Annotated in this window: 15 protein-coding genes; 10 read left to right on the top strand and 5 right to left on the bottom strand. The window is 68.5% G+C overall.

The genetic code is table 11. The features are described from left to right. Positions 1-11 precede the first annotated feature (11 nt). Both RSO68_RS00125 and RSO68_RS00120 read right to left on the bottom strand, forming a co-directional pair. On the bottom strand, positions 12-1,592 hold the full coding sequence (locus RSO68_RS00125; RefSeq protein WP_315584995.1) for a GMC family oxidoreductase: 1,581 nt from the start codon (positions 1,590-1,592) through the stop codon (positions 12-14). Positions 1,593-1,648: 56 nt separating this feature from the next. Then, positions 1,649-2,164, bottom strand: coding sequence for a gluconate 2-dehydrogenase subunit 3 family protein (locus RSO68_RS00120; RefSeq protein WP_315584994.1), 516 nt, complete (start codon positions 2,162-2,164; stop codon positions 1,649-1,651). 383 nt (positions 2,165-2,547) lie between these two features. Between RSO68_RS00120 and RSO68_RS00115 the strand changes: the two genes are divergently transcribed. Then, positions 2,548-4,506, top strand: a complete 1,959-nt coding sequence (locus RSO68_RS00115; protein WP_315584993.1) for a sigma-54-dependent Fis family transcriptional regulator — start codon at positions 2,548-2,550, stop codon at positions 4,504-4,506. A 169-nt stretch (positions 4,507-4,675) separates the two neighbouring features. On the opposite strand, the gene RSO68_RS00110 is transcribed toward RSO68_RS00115, so the two are convergent. Continuing rightward, complete coding sequence (locus RSO68_RS00110; protein WP_315584992.1) at positions 4,676-4,981, bottom strand: hypothetical protein; 306 nt, start codon at positions 4,979-4,981, stop codon at positions 4,676-4,678. A gap of 37 nt (positions 4,982-5,018) precedes the next feature. Continuing rightward, on the bottom strand, positions 5,019-5,216 hold the full coding sequence (locus tag RSO68_RS00105; protein ID WP_089849084.1) for a hypothetical protein: 198 nt from the start codon (positions 5,214-5,216) through the stop codon (positions 5,019-5,021). 359 nt (positions 5,217-5,575) lie between these two features. Between RSO68_RS00105 and RSO68_RS00100 the strand changes: the two genes are divergently transcribed. From RSO68_RS00100 to RSO68_RS00070, 7 genes are all read left to right on the top strand, one after another. Further along, complete coding sequence (locus RSO68_RS00100) at positions 5,576-8,368, top strand: monovalent cation/H+ antiporter subunit A (protein WP_315584991.1); 2,793 nt, start codon at positions 5,576-5,578, stop codon at positions 8,366-8,368. Continuing rightward, a complete protein-coding gene (locus RSO68_RS00095) occupies positions 8,368-8,706 on the top strand; it encodes a Na+/H+ antiporter subunit C (RefSeq protein WP_089849080.1) in 339 nt (112 codons plus the stop codon). Before RSO68_RS00100 ends, RSO68_RS00095 begins: the two co-directional genes overlap by 1 nt. After that, complete coding sequence (locus RSO68_RS00090) at positions 8,703-10,232, top strand: monovalent cation/H+ antiporter subunit D (RefSeq protein ID WP_315584990.1); 1,530 nt, start codon at positions 8,703-8,705, stop codon at positions 10,230-10,232. Before RSO68_RS00095 ends, RSO68_RS00090 begins: the two co-directional genes overlap by 4 nt. Next, on the top strand, positions 10,229-10,735 hold the full coding sequence (locus RSO68_RS00085; protein ID WP_315584989.1) for a Na+/H+ antiporter subunit E: 507 nt from the start codon (positions 10,229-10,231) through the stop codon (positions 10,733-10,735). Before RSO68_RS00090 ends, RSO68_RS00085 begins: the two co-directional genes overlap by 4 nt. Further along, the gene (locus RSO68_RS00080) at positions 10,732-11,001 is read left to right on the top strand and encodes a K+/H+ antiporter subunit F (protein WP_315584988.1); all 270 of its coding nucleotides are present in this window, start codon (positions 10,732-10,734) and stop codon (positions 10,999-11,001) included. The genes RSO68_RS00085 and RSO68_RS00080 overlap by 4 nt, the downstream gene beginning before the upstream one ends. Continuing rightward, positions 10,998-11,342 carry a Na+/H+ antiporter subunit G gene (locus RSO68_RS00075; RefSeq protein WP_315584987.1) on the top strand — a complete coding sequence of 115 codons (345 nt, stop codon included), beginning with the start codon at positions 10,998-11,000 and terminating at the stop codon, positions 11,340-11,342. Before RSO68_RS00080 ends, RSO68_RS00075 begins: the two co-directional genes overlap by 4 nt. Positions 11,343-11,598: 256 nt before the next feature. Beyond that, positions 11,599-12,003, top strand: a complete 405-nt coding sequence (locus RSO68_RS00070; RefSeq protein ID WP_315584986.1) for a hypothetical protein — start codon at positions 11,599-11,601, stop codon at positions 12,001-12,003. 22 nt (positions 12,004-12,025) lie between these two features. On the opposite strand, the gene RSO68_RS00065 is transcribed toward RSO68_RS00070, so the two are convergent. Next, positions 12,026-12,919 carry a helix-turn-helix transcriptional regulator gene (locus RSO68_RS00065; protein ID WP_315584985.1) on the bottom strand — a complete coding sequence of 298 codons (894 nt, stop codon included), beginning with the start codon at positions 12,917-12,919 and terminating at the stop codon, positions 12,026-12,028. Between the two features lie 126 nt (positions 12,920-13,045). Between RSO68_RS00065 and RSO68_RS00060 the strand changes: the two genes are divergently transcribed. Together RSO68_RS00060 and RSO68_RS00055 are read left to right on the top strand one after the other, a co-directional pair. Further along, positions 13,046-13,750, top strand: a complete 705-nt coding sequence (locus tag RSO68_RS00060) for an ABC transporter permease (RefSeq protein WP_089849067.1) — start codon at positions 13,046-13,048, stop codon at positions 13,748-13,750. Next, on the top strand, positions 13,747-14,472 hold the full coding sequence (locus RSO68_RS00055) for an ATP-binding cassette domain-containing protein (protein WP_315584984.1): 726 nt from the start codon (positions 13,747-13,749) through the stop codon (positions 14,470-14,472). The genes RSO68_RS00060 and RSO68_RS00055 overlap by 4 nt, the downstream gene beginning before the upstream one ends. Positions 14,473-14,485 lie beyond the last annotated feature (13 nt).

The following is a 14,485-nucleotide window of genomic DNA, read 5'->3' as shown; positions in this document are numbered from 1 at the left end:
GAGTCCTCCGCTCAGAGTTCTTGGCGCTGCATGCGCTCGGCGATGTGATCGGCCTGGCGCAGCGCCAGGGCGACGATGGTCAGGGTCGGGTTCTCGGCGCCGCTCGAGGTGAACTGGCTACCGTCGGAGACGAACAGGTTGTCGATGTCGTGGGCCTGCCCCCACTGGTTGACCACCCCGTCCTCGGGCCGGGCGCTCATGCGGTTGGTGCCGACGTTATGGCTGGTGGGGAAGTCCGGCACCTTGAAGATGCGCTCGGCGCCGGCGGCCTCGTAGCAGCGCCGCGCCTGCTGCTCGCCATGGCTGCGCAATTTCACGTCGTTGGGGTGATCGCCCTTGTAGACGACGGGAACCGGCAGGCCGTACTGGTCTTTCTTGGTGTCGTGCAGAGTGATGCCGTTGCGCTCCATCGGCAGATCCTCACCGCAGATCCATACCCCGGAGAGGTGGTCGTACTTGTCCAGGGCGGTGGTGATATCCCGTCCCCAGCCGGCATTGGTGGGGTCCATGAACTTGGCGAAGAAGGGCACGCCCAGCGACATCACCTCCAGGGTGTAGCCACCGACGAAGCCCCGGGACGGATCGAGGCGCGCCTCGTCGGAGATGATGCCCGCGAAGGTAGTGCCGCGATGCATGTGCACGGGCTTGGGCATCACACCGAAGATGCAGCTGGTGGCGTGGGTCATGTAGTTGCGACCCACCTGGCCGGAGGAGTTGGCCAGGCCATCCGGGAACCTCGAGGAGTGAGAATTGAGCAGCAGGCGCGGCGACTCGATGGAGTTGCCGGCGAGGCACACCGCCCTGGCGCGCTGACGGTGCTGGTTGCCATCGCCATCGGCATAGACCACCGCCGTGGCCCGCCCCTGAGCGTCGTGCTCAATCTTCAGGGCCATGGAGCGCGGCCGCACCTCGCAGTGCCCGCTGGCCTCGGCGCGGGGAATATCGGTGTACATGGTCGACCACTTGGCACCGAAGCGGCAGCCCTGCATGCAGAAGCCGGCCTGCATGCAGCGGCTGCGCTCGTCGTACTCCTCGGTGTTGATGGCCATGGGACCGGAGCGCAGCTGGGTATAGCCGATGCGCTCGGCGCCGGCGGCCAGCACCTTGAAGTTGTTGTTCCACTGGTGATAAGGCATGCCGGTGGAGTCCCCGGTCACCCCCATATGGCGTTCGGCCTTTACATAGTAGGGCTCCAGGTCCTCGTAGGAGATCGGCCAGTCCAGCAGGTTGGCACCCGCGAGATCGCCGATCTCGCTGTGCAGCTTGAATTCATGGGGCTGGAAGCGCAGCGAGACGCCGGCCCAGTGGATGGTGCTGCCGCCCACCCCCTTGACGATCCAGGCCGGCAGGCCGGGGAAGGTCTCGGTGAGCTGGCGGGGACCGGCGGTGATGCGCTCATCGAGCCAGGAGATCTTCTTGAACATCTCCCATTCGTCATTCTCGATGTCGTTCATCTGGTAGCGCTTGCCGGCCTCCAGCACCACGCTGTCGATGCCCTTCTTGGCCAGGGCATGGGCCAAGGTGCCACCGCCGGCCCCTGAGCCGATGATCACCACCACGCTGTCATCGTCATGGTCGAAACGTGTTGCCATGGCGTGTTTCCTCTCGAATCGGTTGTTGTTATCGGGTCACACCGGGATATCGGGCGTCACAGCCAGTCGACCTTCAGGTCATCGAAGCCGCGATGGAGGTATCCCCCCTGCTGCCACGACGATCCCTCGTAACCGAAATGCGGCTCCCAGAGCGCGGGGTTGTCGTAGAGCCCCACCACCAGGGTGCCCCGCACCGTCTGGAAGAAGTCGCCGTCCTCGATCTCGCGCAGCAGCGCCGCCCGGTCGGCCTCCTCGCCGATGTCGCCGTAGTCCTTCCCGTGGGCGTCACGCGCCCGCCGGTTGAGCTCGGCCAGGCCGTCGGCGATCAGCGCCCGCTGATTCTCCAGCAGCGGCTCGAGGGGGGTGAGGTAGTAGGTGTCGGGAATGGCATCGTGGGGGTAAATGTCACGGCCCATGCGCAGCAGGCCGGCGGCGAGGTCGGGTTCGGCCAGGGCCCAGCGTGGCCAGAGGCCGCCGGCGCCGAGCGCTGCTCCGGCAACCAACGCGCCTTGGCCGGTGAGGCTGAGGAAGCGACGCCGGCTCAGCGGCATCGCCTTGGGAGAAGAGGTCATGGCGTGGCTCCTGTTGTTGTGCAGCGCGATCGTCGCGCCGGTGGTCAGCCAGAGCGGCCATGGGGCCGCACGCCCCTCCCCTCGCAGATTCCGTGCCAGAAAGGGCCACAACCAAAACAGGTCATTGTTTACAAAAGAAAAAGATAGCGAAAAAGGACGAAGACAGACGTCTCCCACGCCGAGGTGGACGGCGACTATTACACTCGGCGTGACAACCCCGTTTACAGGAGGCGTTACAGGTGTAACGGGGGCGACCAAGGTCGAATCACCGTTGGTCTCTGCGGGGCGTACCTTGAATGAAAGGACAACGACAATAACCTGACACGCCGGCTCGCCGGCCACAGGCCATGACCATGAGCACCGCCCAGGCACAACGACAACACGTGCAGACAATCCTGCACGCACGAGAGCATCCCGGCGCCGACGAAAACGCCGTCATCGAGCGTTCCTGGCGTCGCTGCATCGACCGCTACGGCCTCGACCCGGCAGCGCCCAGCCCACCCCGCTATGTCCCCGACCGTACCCTGCGCGAGCACCAGGACCAGGCCGACGCCCTGATCCAGGTGGCCAGGGCCGGAGTGGAGCAACTCTATCGCCAGGTGAGACCGCTGGATTATGTGGTCCTGCTCACCGACGCCAGGGGCATCGCCGTGCAGTTTCTCGGCGCGAGCAGCGCCCAGTATGAGCACCAGCGCACCGGCCTCTATCTGGGGGCCGACTGGAGCGAAGAGCATGCCGGCACCTGCGCGGTGGGCACCTGCATCCATGAGCGAGTGCCGCTGACCTGCCACCACAGCGACCACTTCAGTGCCCACCACATTCGCCTGACCTGCACGGCGGCGCCGGTCTTCGACCCCGACGGCCAGCTGCTGGCGGTGCTGGACATCTCCGCCTATCGTTCCCCGGAATCCAAGACCTCCCAGACCTTCGCCCTGCAGGTGGTCAAGCACTATGCGCGGATGATCGAGGATGCCTACTTCCTGCAGCGTTTCAGTGGCTACCACATCGTCTGCCTGGACCGCTCTCGGGAGTTCGTGCAGATCAACCGGCGCTACCTGATCGCCATCGAGGAGGACGGCACCCTGCTGGCCGCCAACACCGCCGGGCGCAAGCTGCTGCGCCATCACGAGTTGCCACTGGCCGGCGCCGGTGACGCCCGGCCGTTCAAGGCCTGGCACATCCAGGACCTGATCGACGCCGAGATCGACGAGGTGCTCGACATCCACCGCTATGGCGACGACCGGGTGCGGGCCTTCCGCACCCACCGCCATCACGAACTGCACTTCGCCACCCTGCTCGAACCGCAGCGCCGCCGCGCCCCCAGCGGCCAAGCGCGCCCGGGCGAAAAAAGCAGCCTGGCCCCGCTGGAGGCCCTGGCCGACGATGACCCGGCGATGCGCGACACCCTGACCCGCGCCGCCCGGCTGCGCAACGAGCCGATCAACCTGCTGGTGATCGGCGAGACCGGCACGGGCAAGGAACGCATGGCGCGGGCGCTGCACGACTCCAGCCGTCGACGCGACCAGTCCTTCGTGGCGATCAACTGCGCCGCCATGCCCGAGTCGCTGATCGAGAGCGAGCTGTTCGGCTACGAGCCCGGCAGTTTCACCGGCGCCAACAGCAAGGGCATGAAGGGGCTGATCGCCCAGGCCAGCGGCGGCACCCTCTTCCTGGACGAGATCGGCGACATGCCGTTACAGCTGCAGACCCGGCTGCTGCGCGTGCTGGCCGAGGGGGAGGTGCTGCCGATCGGTGCCAACCGGCCGGTGAAGGTCGATCTGCGCGTCGTAGCGGCTACCCACCGCGACCTGCGTGGGCTGATCGACCTGGGACAGTTCCGCGAGGACCTCTTCTATCGCCTGAACGGCGCCAGCCTGCGGCTGCCGCCGCTACGTGAGCGGGCGGACCAGGGCTACCTGATCCGACGGCTCTTCGAGGACCTGAAGGCCGAGCGCGGCGACTCGCGGATACGGTTGCGCGGGGACGCCATGAGCGCCCTGCTCGCCTATCCCTGGCCGGGTAACATTCGAGAGCTGCATAACGCCCTGCGTTATGCCCTGGCCACCTGCGAAGGCGACGAGGTGGTGGTCGGCGACCTACCGGAGGAATGCATCAGCGGTCACCTGGCGCATCCGGCGGCACGCCCCGCCGAAACACCCGACGAGCTCGTCGCCGGCCACTCGGCGGTGTCACGCTCCATGGATCCACTCCACGAGGCCCTGCGACGCCAGCAGTGGAACATCAGCGCCGTGGCCCGTGAGCTCGGCCTCTCACGGCCGACCATCTACCGGCGCATGAAACGCCTCGGGATCACCCCTCCTCACCAGCTGGATGCCCTGTGATACCGGAGCCCGCCCATCGACCGGGGCCAGAGCAGTCCTCACTGACGCGCAAGACACCCTGGTGCCGGGCCGGTTGACGATATTCGAGGCGACACGGCGCCAGGCCTGACCCTTTGAGCAAGGCCCAGGCGCGGTGAAATGGGCCGCTAGGGAGAGAGGGGGCGTGCGCTCAGCAGCGCCCCTGCATGGCAAGGCCGGGAGGACAGAAGAGCGAGCGCTGCCGGTGGTGATGGCGGTCACGGTCGCGCCGACCATCGTGGTAGTGGTCGCGGTAATGGCCTTCATAACGCCGATAGTCGTAACGGTCGCGATCGTGGTGATCGTGGCGGTCATGACGACGGTGATGACCGCCGTGGTAACCGTCGATCTCGATCAGCGGCTGGGAGAGGATGCGCGGTGGCGTATAGCTACACCCCGCCAGGAGCAGGGCGCCGGCCAGCAGCACCACACACCCCGCCGTTCTGAAACCGTTCATGACGCTCCCCCGTCTGGTCACGAGCGGGCCTGCCGGATCAGCAGCGCCCTTTCTTGGCCTGGCCGGGCGGGCAGAAGCCGCCGCCGTGGCTGCGACGATCGTGGTCGTGACGATCATGGTGATCGCCGAATTCGATCAGCGGCTCGGAGGTGATCCGCGCCGGCGTATAGCTGCAGCCCGCAAGCACGGTCGTGGCGATCAGCAGGAGGGACAGGAGGAGGACTCGACGGGTCATGGGGTCTCTCGTGAATGGAGTATGAAGGATCGACATTCTAACGGACCAGTGCCTTCTCCCCCATGTGGCGCCGTCGCGACGCTAATGTCTCCATCAAGAGACAGCCATTAGAGTGACGCTGCCCCGCCTCACGTAGCGCCGAGCGTTGACGCACGACACGCTCGGCGACAGGCCCGCCCGCTATAGTGAAGAGGCCGGTCGCGACAGCGCCGGACCCGCGTGCTTCAGGGAGCCTGACCCATGACAGGGACGATCACCGAGCATCGAGCCGCACTCCTCCGCGACCCCGCCTCAGGCCGCGGAGGTACGGGGAGCCCCGCCCCGCGGCGCGTTTCCTCTCGATAGCCGGAAACGCCCGCATGACACTGGCCCTCATCATCCTGTTCCCGCTGCTCGGCGCGCTGCTGCCGGCGCTTTACCGGCGCGCCACCTGCCGGCGGCTCGCGTGTCTGGCCGCGCTGCCCGCCGTCTCGAGCCTCCTGCTGCTGCTGAGCCTGCTGCCGCGGGTCTCGAGCGGCGAGACGATCATTGCCGAGCTAGACTGGCTGCCCTCACTGGGGCTGAACCTGGCGCTGCGCCTCGATGCCCTGGGCCTGCTGTTCGCCCTGCTGATCACCGGCATCGGCGCCTTGATCCTGCTCTTCGCGCGCTACTACTTCGAGGGCAGCGCCTCGGCCGCGCGTTTCTTCACCCTGGTGCTTTCGTTCATGGCGGTGATGCTCGGCATCGTGCTGTCCGAGAACCTGCTGTTCATGCTGGTGTTCTGGGAGCTGACCAGCCTGGTGTCCTTCCTGCTGATCGGCTTTCACAGCGACCGTCAGGCGGCCCGGCTGGGCGCGCGGATGTCGCTGGTGATCACCGGCGGCGGCGGACTGGCCCTGCTCGGCGGCATCGTGCTACTGGGTCAGGCCGCCGGCAGCTACGAGCTCTCGGTGGTGCTCGAGGCCGGCGAGCAGATCCGCGCCCATGAGCACTATGGGCTGATGCTCAACCTGATTTTGCTCGGCGCCTTCACCAAGTCGGCCCAGTTTCCCTTCCACCTCTGGCTGCCCCACGCCATGACAGCGCCGACCCCGGTCTCCGCCTATCTGCACAGCGCGACCATGGTCAAGGCGGGGCTCTTCCTGCTCGCCCGGCTGCATCCGGCCCTGGCCGACACCGAGCTGTGGTTCCACCTGGTCACTCTGACCGGCATGCTGACGCTCATGGTGGGAGCCTTCGTGGCCATGTTCATGCACGACATGAAGGGGCTGCTGGCCTACTCCACGGTGTCCCACCTGGGGCTGATCATGCTGCTGCTGGGCCTGGGCACCCCCATGGCCCTGGCGGCGGCACTCTTCCACCTGGTGTGCCATGCGCTGTTCAAGGCGCCGTTGTTCATGATGGCGGGCTACGTGGATCGCGCCACCGGTACCCGCGACATGCGCCGCATCAACGGCATGTGGCGCTTCATGCCGACGCTGATGGCGCTCTCGGCGATCCCCGCCGCCGCCATGGCGGGCCTGCCGCTGATGAGCGGCTACCTGAGCAAGAAGATGCTGTTCGGCGAGAGCCTGCGGGTGGTCGCGCCCGAGTGGGCCACACTGGTGATTCCCGCCTGGGTCACCCTGGCCGGGCTCTTCTCGGTGGCCTACTCGATTCGCATCTTCCATAACGTCTACTTCAACGGGCGGCCCATCGACCTGCCCGTCTGGCCGCCCCGCGAGCCCCGCAAGGCGGCCCTCACGCCCATCGCCCTGCTGGCCCTGGCCACGCTCGCCGTCGGCATCGCGCCGCAGGGGCTCTACGCGACGCTCGTCCACCCGGCGTTCGAGGCCGCGCGCCAGGTCCCGCTTCCCGCCTACGACGTCGCGACGCTGGGCGGCCCCCGGACGGGGCTGATGAGCCTCATCGCCCTGGCGGGCGGCGCGCTCTTCTACGCGATCCGCGGTCCGCTGTTTCGCCTCCACGCCCGCCTGCCCGAGGTGGATGCCAAGGAGATCTTCGACTGGGCCATGCGCCGCGCCATCGCGCTGTCCCAGCGCCGCGTCTTCCAGCTAGAGAACGGCTCGCTGCAGCGCTACCTGACCTTCATCATGATCACCGTCGTGGTGCTGGTCGGCGTGGAGCTCCTCGCCGTGGCGCGCTGGAACGGCGGCGTGCCGCTAGGCCCGCTGGACCCGCTGACCGTGCTGGCCGCCGGCCTGCTCTGCCTGGCGTCCATCGGCGTGGTGGTCTTCCATCATCACCGGCTGCCGGCCCTGCTGCTGCTCGGGGTGACCGGGCTCTTCGTGACCGTCGCCTTCGCGCGCTTCTCGGCGCCGGACCTCGCCCTGACCCAGCTGATGGTGGAGGTGATGGCGGTGGTGATCATGATGCTGGCGCTCTCCTTCCTGCCCCAGCAGTCACCCCGGGAATCCACGCGCCCGAGGATGGCGCGTGACCTGGCCATCGCCGGCCTGGTGGGCGGCGGCGTCGCGGCCTTCAGCTTCGCCATCCTGACGCGCCCGCAGCACACCATCTCCGACTTCTTCCTCGCCAACAGCCTGCCCGGTGGCGGCGGCACCAACGTGGTCAACGTGATCCTGGTGGACTTCCGCGGCTTCGATACCCTGGGCGAGATCACGGTACTCGGCATCGCCGCCGTCGCGGTCTTCGCCTTCACCCGCGACCTGCACCTCAAGGAGCGGGTGGTCGACACCAACCCCGGGCACTGGGTGGCCGAGCCGCACCCGATCATGCTCAGCACCGTGGCGCGGCTGGTGCTGCCGATCGCCCTGCTGGTCTCGGCCTACATCTTCCTGCGCGGCCACAACCAGCCCGGCGGCGGCTTCATCGCCGGGCTGATCACCGCCGTGGCCTTCACGCTGCAGTACATGGCGGGCGGGCTGGTCTGGGCCCAGTCGCGCATGCTGACCGCCTTCCGGCCGCTGATCGGTGCCGGCCTGCTGATCGCCGTGGCCACGGGGCTCGGCAGCTGGCTGTTCGGCTACCCGTTCCTCACCTCGGCTCACGGTCACTTTCACCTGCCGCTGGTCGGCGAGTTCGAACTGGCCACCGCCATGCTCTTCGATCTCGGCGTCTATGCCACCGTGGTCGGGGCAACGCTGCTGGTGCTGGCCAACCTCGGCAAGCTGATGACCGTGGCCGGCCCCGGCAAGGAGATCGGCTGATGGAACTGCTCTATGCGATGACGCTGGGCGTGCTGACCACCTGCGGGGTCTACCTGCTGCTGCGGGCGCGCACCTTCACCGTGATCCTGGGCCTCACCCTGCTCTCCCATGCCGTCAATCTGTACCTCTTCGCCTCGGGGCGCCTGGTCGCCGGCGCGCCGGCCATCGTCGGCCTCACCGAGCGCTCGGCGGACCCGCTGCCCCAGGCACTCGTGCTGACCGCCATCGTCATCGGCTTCGCCATGACCGCCTTCGTGGTGGTGCTGGCCCTCAAGGCGGCGGTGGAGCTGCGCAACGACCACGTCGACGGCGAGAACCCCGACGAGGATCGGCTATGAACCACGCGCTGATCCTGCCGATCCTGCTGCCGCTGATCACCGGGGCGAGCCTGCTGCTGCTCTATCGGCTGCCGTTCGGCGTGCAGCGCCTGGCCGGCCTCACCAGCACCCTGGGTCTCGCGCTGCTGGGCGCCTGGGCCCTGGTCACGGCCGGCGCCGGGGAGTATCGGCTCTACCACGCCGGCGACTGGCCCGCGCCTTACGGCATCGTGCTGATCCTCGACCGGCTCAGCGCTCTCATGCTGGCGCTGACCGCCACCCTGGGGCTTGGCTGCCTGCTCTACGCCAGCCGCGGCATCGACCGGCGCGGCGCGCACTTCCACGCGCTTTTCCAGTTCCAGCTGGCTGGCCTCAACGGCGCCTTTTTGACCGGCGACCTGTTCAACCTCTTCGTGTTCTTCGAGATCCTGCTGATCGCCTCCTACGCCCTGCTGCTGCATGGCGGCGGGCGGGCGCGCAGCCGCGCCGGCCTGCACTACGTGATCATCAACCTGGTGGGCTCGGCGCTGTTCCTGGTCGCCCTGGGCACCCTCTACGGGCTCACCGGCACCCTCAACATGGCGGACCTGGCGATCAAGGTGGCCGCCGCTCCCACGGGCGACGCGCCGCTGCTGGCGGCGGCCAACATGGTGCTGCTGGTGGTGTTCGGCATCAAGGCCGCCATCCTGCCGCTGCTGTTCTGGCTGCCCCGCGCCTACTCGGCCGCCAGCGCCCCGGTGGCCGCGCTCTTCGCCATCATGACCAAGGTCGGCGTCTACGCCATCCTGCGGGTCTTCCTGCTGGTCTTCGGACTGGGCGAGGCGCCGGTCAATGCCGCCGCCTGGCAGTGGCTGTGGCCACTGGCGCTGGCGACCCTGGCGCTGGGCGGCGTCGGGGTGCTGGGCTCGGACAGCCTGCGGACCCTGACCGCCTACCTGGTGATCATCTCGGTGGGCACCCTGCTCGCCACCCTGAGCCTAGTGACGCCGGCGACGCTCGCCGCCGCACTCTTCTACCTGATCCACAGCACCGGCATGGCGGCCGCCTTCTTCCTGCTCGCCGACCTGCTGGGCCAGCAGCGCGACGAGGGCTACGACCGCTTCTCGGTGGCGGCCCCCGTGGGGCATCGCGGGGTGCTCGGCAGCCTGTTCTTCCTCGCCGCCATCGCCATGGTCGGCCTGCCGCCGTTCGGCGGCTTCGTCAGCAAGGCGTGGATCCTCCAGGCGAGTGCCGATGAGCCGCGGGGGCTCTGGCTGTGGGGCGTGCTGCTCACCGCGGCGCTGCTGACCCTGATCGCCGTCAGCCGCACCGGTAGCAGCTGGTTCTGGCGCCCCGGCGGGGCCGGCGAAGCAGAAGCGCGCCCGCTGGATCGCGGCTGCCTGGCCATCGTCTGTGCCATGGTGGCCATCAACGGCCTCCTCGCGGCCCTGGGCGAGCCGGTGATGGCGTATCTGGCGCTGACCGCCGAGCAGCTGATGACGCCCCAGGCCTATATCGCCGCCATGCTGCCGGAGACGCTGGCCTTCGCCCAGGAGGTCTCGCCATGATGCCGAACGTCCGCTCCCGGCAGTTCTGGCTGCCGCACCCGCTCTTTTCGCTCTTCTTGGCCCTGCTGTGGCTGCTGATGGTCAACGACCTGAGCGTCGCCCATGCCCTGCTGGGGCTGGCGCTCGGCGTGGCGATTCCCATCGTGACCCACGCCTTCTGGCCCGAGGAGGCGAAGATCCGGCGCCCGCTGCCGCTGCTGCGCTACCTGGGGATGCTGCTGGTCGACATCCTGCGCTCCAACCTGGTGGTGGCCCTGCGCATCCTTCGCCCTGCCCGCCAGCTGCGGCCGGGCTTCTTCACCTATCCGCTGACGCTGGACGACGACTTCGCCATCACCCTGCTGGCCAGCACCATCTCGCTGACACCGGGCACCGTCTCGCTCCACTACGACGGCGAGGCCAACACCCTGCTGATCCACGCCTTGCACCTGGAGGACGAGGCCGAGGCCATCGCCGCCATACGCACGCGCTACGAGCAGCCCCTGGAGGAGATCTTCCGATGATCGCCATCGTCATCCCCATCGCCATGACGCTCTTCGCCGTCGCCGCCCTGCTGAACCTCTACCGCCTGGCCATCGGGCCCGACATCGTCGATCGGATCCTGGCGCTGGATACCCTGATGATCAACAGCATCGCGCTGATCGTGCTGGCCGACCTGAGGATGGGCCTCGGCGTGCTCTTCGAGCTGGCGCTGCTGATCGCGCTGATGGGCTTCGTTGGCACCGTGGCCATGAGCAAGTACCTGCTGCGGGGGGACGTCATCGAATGAGCCCCCTCGACATGCCGTGGACCCTGCAGCTCGTCGTCGCCGCCTTCCTGCTGGTCGGCGCCCTGGTGGCGCTGATCGGCTCCTGGGGCCTGGCCAAGCTGCCCGACTTCTACACGCGACTCCACGGCCCCACCAAGGCCAGCACCCTGGGCGTCGGCTGCACCCTGATCGGCTCACTGCTCTTCTTCAGCCACCAGCAGGACGGCGTCTCGGTGCAGGAGGCGCTGGTGACGATCTTCCTGTTCGCCACCGCCCCCGTCAGCGCCCACATGATGGGCAAGGCCGCCCTGCGCCGCCGCCTCGGAGGCGTGCCGGGCACCCGCAACCCGCCCGAGCGCTAACCTCGCAGGCCAGTGTTATTGCAGTTAGCGTTATCGTTCGGGGCTGATCGGTCGACAGGTCTGCGAGGGGGGGCTGTGAACCCCTCCCTGGGCGCTACCGACGCCATCCCTGGCGTAGGACCCCCTCTTCGACCTGTCCCCGCCGCCCCTCGTCGGATCCAACTGCAATAGCCCTGCTTACAGGCCGCCTTCGGTTGACTTCTTCGCCCCAATGTCCAGAATGATATTCACTCTCATTTGAGTCTCATGGTGCACTATGAACGCGGAACGCTCCCAGCTCTATTACGCCTGCGTTTTCCTGCACGTCTCCTTCCAGGCGATCCAGCACTCGGTCGCCTGCTCCTCCAGCCGGGACGACACCCCCTGCTGGCTGGACGCGCAGACGATGAGCCTGCTGCTTCGCGAGCTGCAGCTCTGCCGTCGGCAGGCCGGTCCGTTGAAGGAGGTCTATCCCGCCCTGGACACCGCCTTCTACCACTGCGGCCTACTGATGGCCCAGTGCCCCGCCGCCATCAACCGCCCGCTGTGCCAGCACCACCTCGAGGCCATCATCGCGCCGCTCAAGGAGGCCACGGCGCAGCTCTCGGGAAAGGTGAACCAGGCATCCGAGAGCAGCGATCTCTCACCCGGGAAGCGTTTTCGTCGCTGGCTCGGGTGGTAGAGGCGGCGGCCTGCCGGCCGGCTCAGGCGTTGTGCACCACCCGTCCCACCTCACCGATGTCATAGCCGCCCAGCGCCTCGGCCCGATCGACGAAGCGCGGCTCCCGGGCAAAGGCCAGCAGGCGCTGGATCGGCGCCTCGAAGAAACTGCGCCGCCGCAGAGCCAGGTCGAAGGCCTCCTCGTGGAGCGGCACGAAGGCGAGCCCCTGACGGCGCGCGGCGGCCTCGACGCCCAGCCCCGCATCGGCCTCGCCCTGGCGGATCGCCAGCGCCAGGTCGTCCTCGCTGAGTGAGGGATGGGCGGCGAAGCGCAGCTCGTTTGGATCGATGCCCGCCCGCCTCAGCAGCCAGCTCAGCAGCCGATGCGCGCCGGCATCCGGCTGACGATGGGCGACCCGCACACGTCGATTCACCAGGTCCTTCAGCGCGGCGATGCGCAGCGGGTTGTCGGGCGCCAGCAGCAGCCCCTGACGGCGCGTCGCCCAGCGCACCATCACCAGATCGCGCATGCCGGCAAGCCCCAGCGCCTCGGGCCGGTTGTAGTCGCCGCTGCGCTCCTCCAGCAGGTGCAGCCCCGACACCATCGCCTCGCCAGAGAGCAGACGTCGCACCCCGTCGCCGCTGCCGTGACAGAGCAGCGCCAGGCCGGCGTCGCTCTCGCGCACTGCCCACTCCAGCAAGGGGTCCTGGCTGCCGGCGAGCACCAGCGGCACGGGCCGGCTACTCGCCCGGTCGCCCTCCAGGTGGCTCATCAGCCACAGGTCGATGGCCTGGCGCGGGAAGAGCAGCTTGCCGGTCACCCGCACGCAGGGGATGCCGCCCTGTCGCACCAGGTCGTAGACCTTGCGCTCCTTGAGGCGCAGGTAGTCGGCCACCTCGGCGGTGGTCAGGTAGGCGTGCTCCGGGCCGAGTGCCATGGCGTTTCCCTCATACGGATACAGGCTGAATTCGTCGTTATTCTGCATATTACTGCATGAATTTCCGCACCGGGTGCATTAGCGGTGTTTAACGCACATGATGCAGGAAGATCGCAGGAGAGCCCGATGCCCGACGACGCCAACGCCTTCCAGACCGCCCTGGCCCTGATCCTCGGGCTCGATCCCGACCTGATCGGGATCGTCACGCTGTCGCTGAAGGTCTCGCTCTCCGCCGTACTGATCGCCGCGCTGGTCGCCCTGCCGCTGGGCGCGGCGATCGCGCTGTGGCGCTTCCCCGGTCGCGGGGTGCTGATCGTGGCGCTCAATGCGCTGATGGGGCTGCCGCCGGTGGTGGCCGGGCTCGCGGTCTATCTGCTGCTATCGCGTGCCGGCCCGCTGGGCGAGTTGGGCCTGCTGTTCACCCCCGGGGCCATGGTGATCGCCCAGGTGATCCTGGTGCTGCCGATCATCGCCGCGCTGACCCGCCAGCAGATCGAGGAGCTCCACGGCGACTACCGCGAGCAGCTCACCTCCATGGGCGTCTCCCGGGCAAGGCGCATCCCCACCCTGCTGTGGGACGCCCGCTTCGGCCTGGCCACCGTGATGCTGGCCGGCTTCGGCCGCGCCAGCGCCGAGGTGGGTGCGGTGATGATCGTCGGCGGCAACATCGACGGGGTGACCCGGGTGATGACCACCGCCATCGTGCTGGAGACCAGCAAGGGCGACCTGCCCCTGGCGCTGGGGCTTGGCATCGTGCTGCTCGGCCTGGTGGCCCTGGTCAACGCCGCCGCGCACCTGGTCGGCGAATCGGCGCGGAGGCGGCTGGGATGAACGAGTGGACCCGCCTGGACGTCACGGCCATTCCTCCGCTCTCCTTGGAAGGTGTCGGCTTCAGCCACCGCGGCCAGCCGCTGCTGCACCCCGTCGACCTGCGCCTCGCCGGCTGCCGGCGCACCCTGGTGATGGGCCCCAACGGCGCCGGCAAGAGCCTGCTGATGCGCCTCGCCCACGGCCTGGTCACGCCGACGACCGGCCGCGCGGGCTGGGAGGGTTGCCCGCCGCGCCAGGCCATGGTCTTCCAGCGCCCGGTGCTGCTGCGCCGCTCGGCGCTGGCCAACCTCACCTACGCCCTGGCGATCGCCGGCACGCCCCGCCGCCGGCGCAAGCCGCTGGCCCGGGAGGCGCTGGCGCGCTTCGGGCTGGCCGCCCTGGAGGCGCGCCCGGCCCGGGTGCTCTCCGGCGGCGAGCAGCAGCGCCTGGCCCTGGCCCGGGCGTGGCTCGCCAGGCCCGAGGTGCTGTTTCTCGACGAGCCCACCTCGGCGCTGGACCCCGCCGCCATCAAGGCGGTGGAGGACGCGGTCAACGACTTCCATCGCCGCGGCACGCGCATCGTGATGACCAGCCACGACCTGAACCAGGCCCGGCGCCTGGCCGACGACATCGTGCTGATGGTGGGCGGGCGGCTCATCGAGCACGGCCCGGCCGAGACCTTCTTCACGGCTCCCGCCTCACACGAGGCGCGGGCCTTCATCCGGGGCGAGCTGATCTGGTGACGGCCCGCCCATC

The sequence above is a fragment of the Halomonas saccharevitans genome (assembly GCF_032333995.1).
GTDB lineage: Bacteria > Pseudomonadota > Gammaproteobacteria > Pseudomonadales > Halomonadaceae > Halomonas > Halomonas saccharevitans.
The sequence above is the reverse complement of the archived record's forward strand: the minus strand, read 5'-3'. Positions and strand labels throughout refer to the sequence as shown.

Bases quoted from the DNA above. Each gene is read 5' to 3' on its own strand.
- RSO68_RS00125 (WP_315584995.1), bottom strand. From the start codon at position 1,592: ATGGCAACACGTTTCGACCATGACGATGACAGCGTGGTGGTGATCATC.
- RSO68_RS00120 (WP_315584994.1), bottom strand. From the start codon at position 2,164: ATGACCTCTTCTCCCAAGGCGATGCCGCTGAGCCGGCGTCGCTTCCTC.
- RSO68_RS00110 (WP_315584992.1), bottom strand. From the start codon at position 4,981: ATGAACGGTTTCAGAACGGCGGGGTGTGTGGTGCTGCTGGCCGGCGCC.
- RSO68_RS00105 (WP_089849084.1), bottom strand. From the start codon at position 5,216: ATGACCCGTCGAGTCCTCCTCCTGTCCCTCCTGCTGATCGCCACGACC.
- RSO68_RS00100 (WP_315584991.1), top strand. From the start codon at position 5,576: ATGACACTGGCCCTCATCATCCTGTTCCCGCTGCTCGGCGCGCTGCTG.
- RSO68_RS00095 (WP_089849080.1), top strand. From the start codon at position 8,368: ATGGAACTGCTCTATGCGATGACGCTGGGCGTGCTGACCACCTGCGGG.
- RSO68_RS00090 (WP_315584990.1), top strand. From the start codon at position 8,703: ATGAACCACGCGCTGATCCTGCCGATCCTGCTGCCGCTGATCACCGGG.
- RSO68_RS00085 (WP_315584989.1), top strand. From the start codon at position 10,229: ATGATGCCGAACGTCCGCTCCCGGCAGTTCTGGCTGCCGCACCCGCTC.
- RSO68_RS00080 (WP_315584988.1), top strand. From the start codon at position 10,732: ATGATCGCCATCGTCATCCCCATCGCCATGACGCTCTTCGCCGTCGCC.
- RSO68_RS00075 (WP_315584987.1), top strand. From the start codon at position 10,998: ATGAGCCCCCTCGACATGCCGTGGACCCTGCAGCTCGTCGTCGCCGCC.
- RSO68_RS00070 (WP_315584986.1), top strand. From the start codon at position 11,599: ATGAACGCGGAACGCTCCCAGCTCTATTACGCCTGCGTTTTCCTGCAC.
- RSO68_RS00065 (WP_315584985.1), bottom strand. From the start codon at position 12,919: ATGGCACTCGGCCCGGAGCACGCCTACCTGACCACCGCCGAGGTGGCC.
- RSO68_RS00060 (WP_089849067.1), top strand. From the start codon at position 13,046: ATGCCCGACGACGCCAACGCCTTCCAGACCGCCCTGGCCCTGATCCTC.
- RSO68_RS00055 (WP_315584984.1), top strand. From the start codon at position 13,747: ATGAACGAGTGGACCCGCCTGGACGTCACGGCCATTCCTCCGCTCTCC.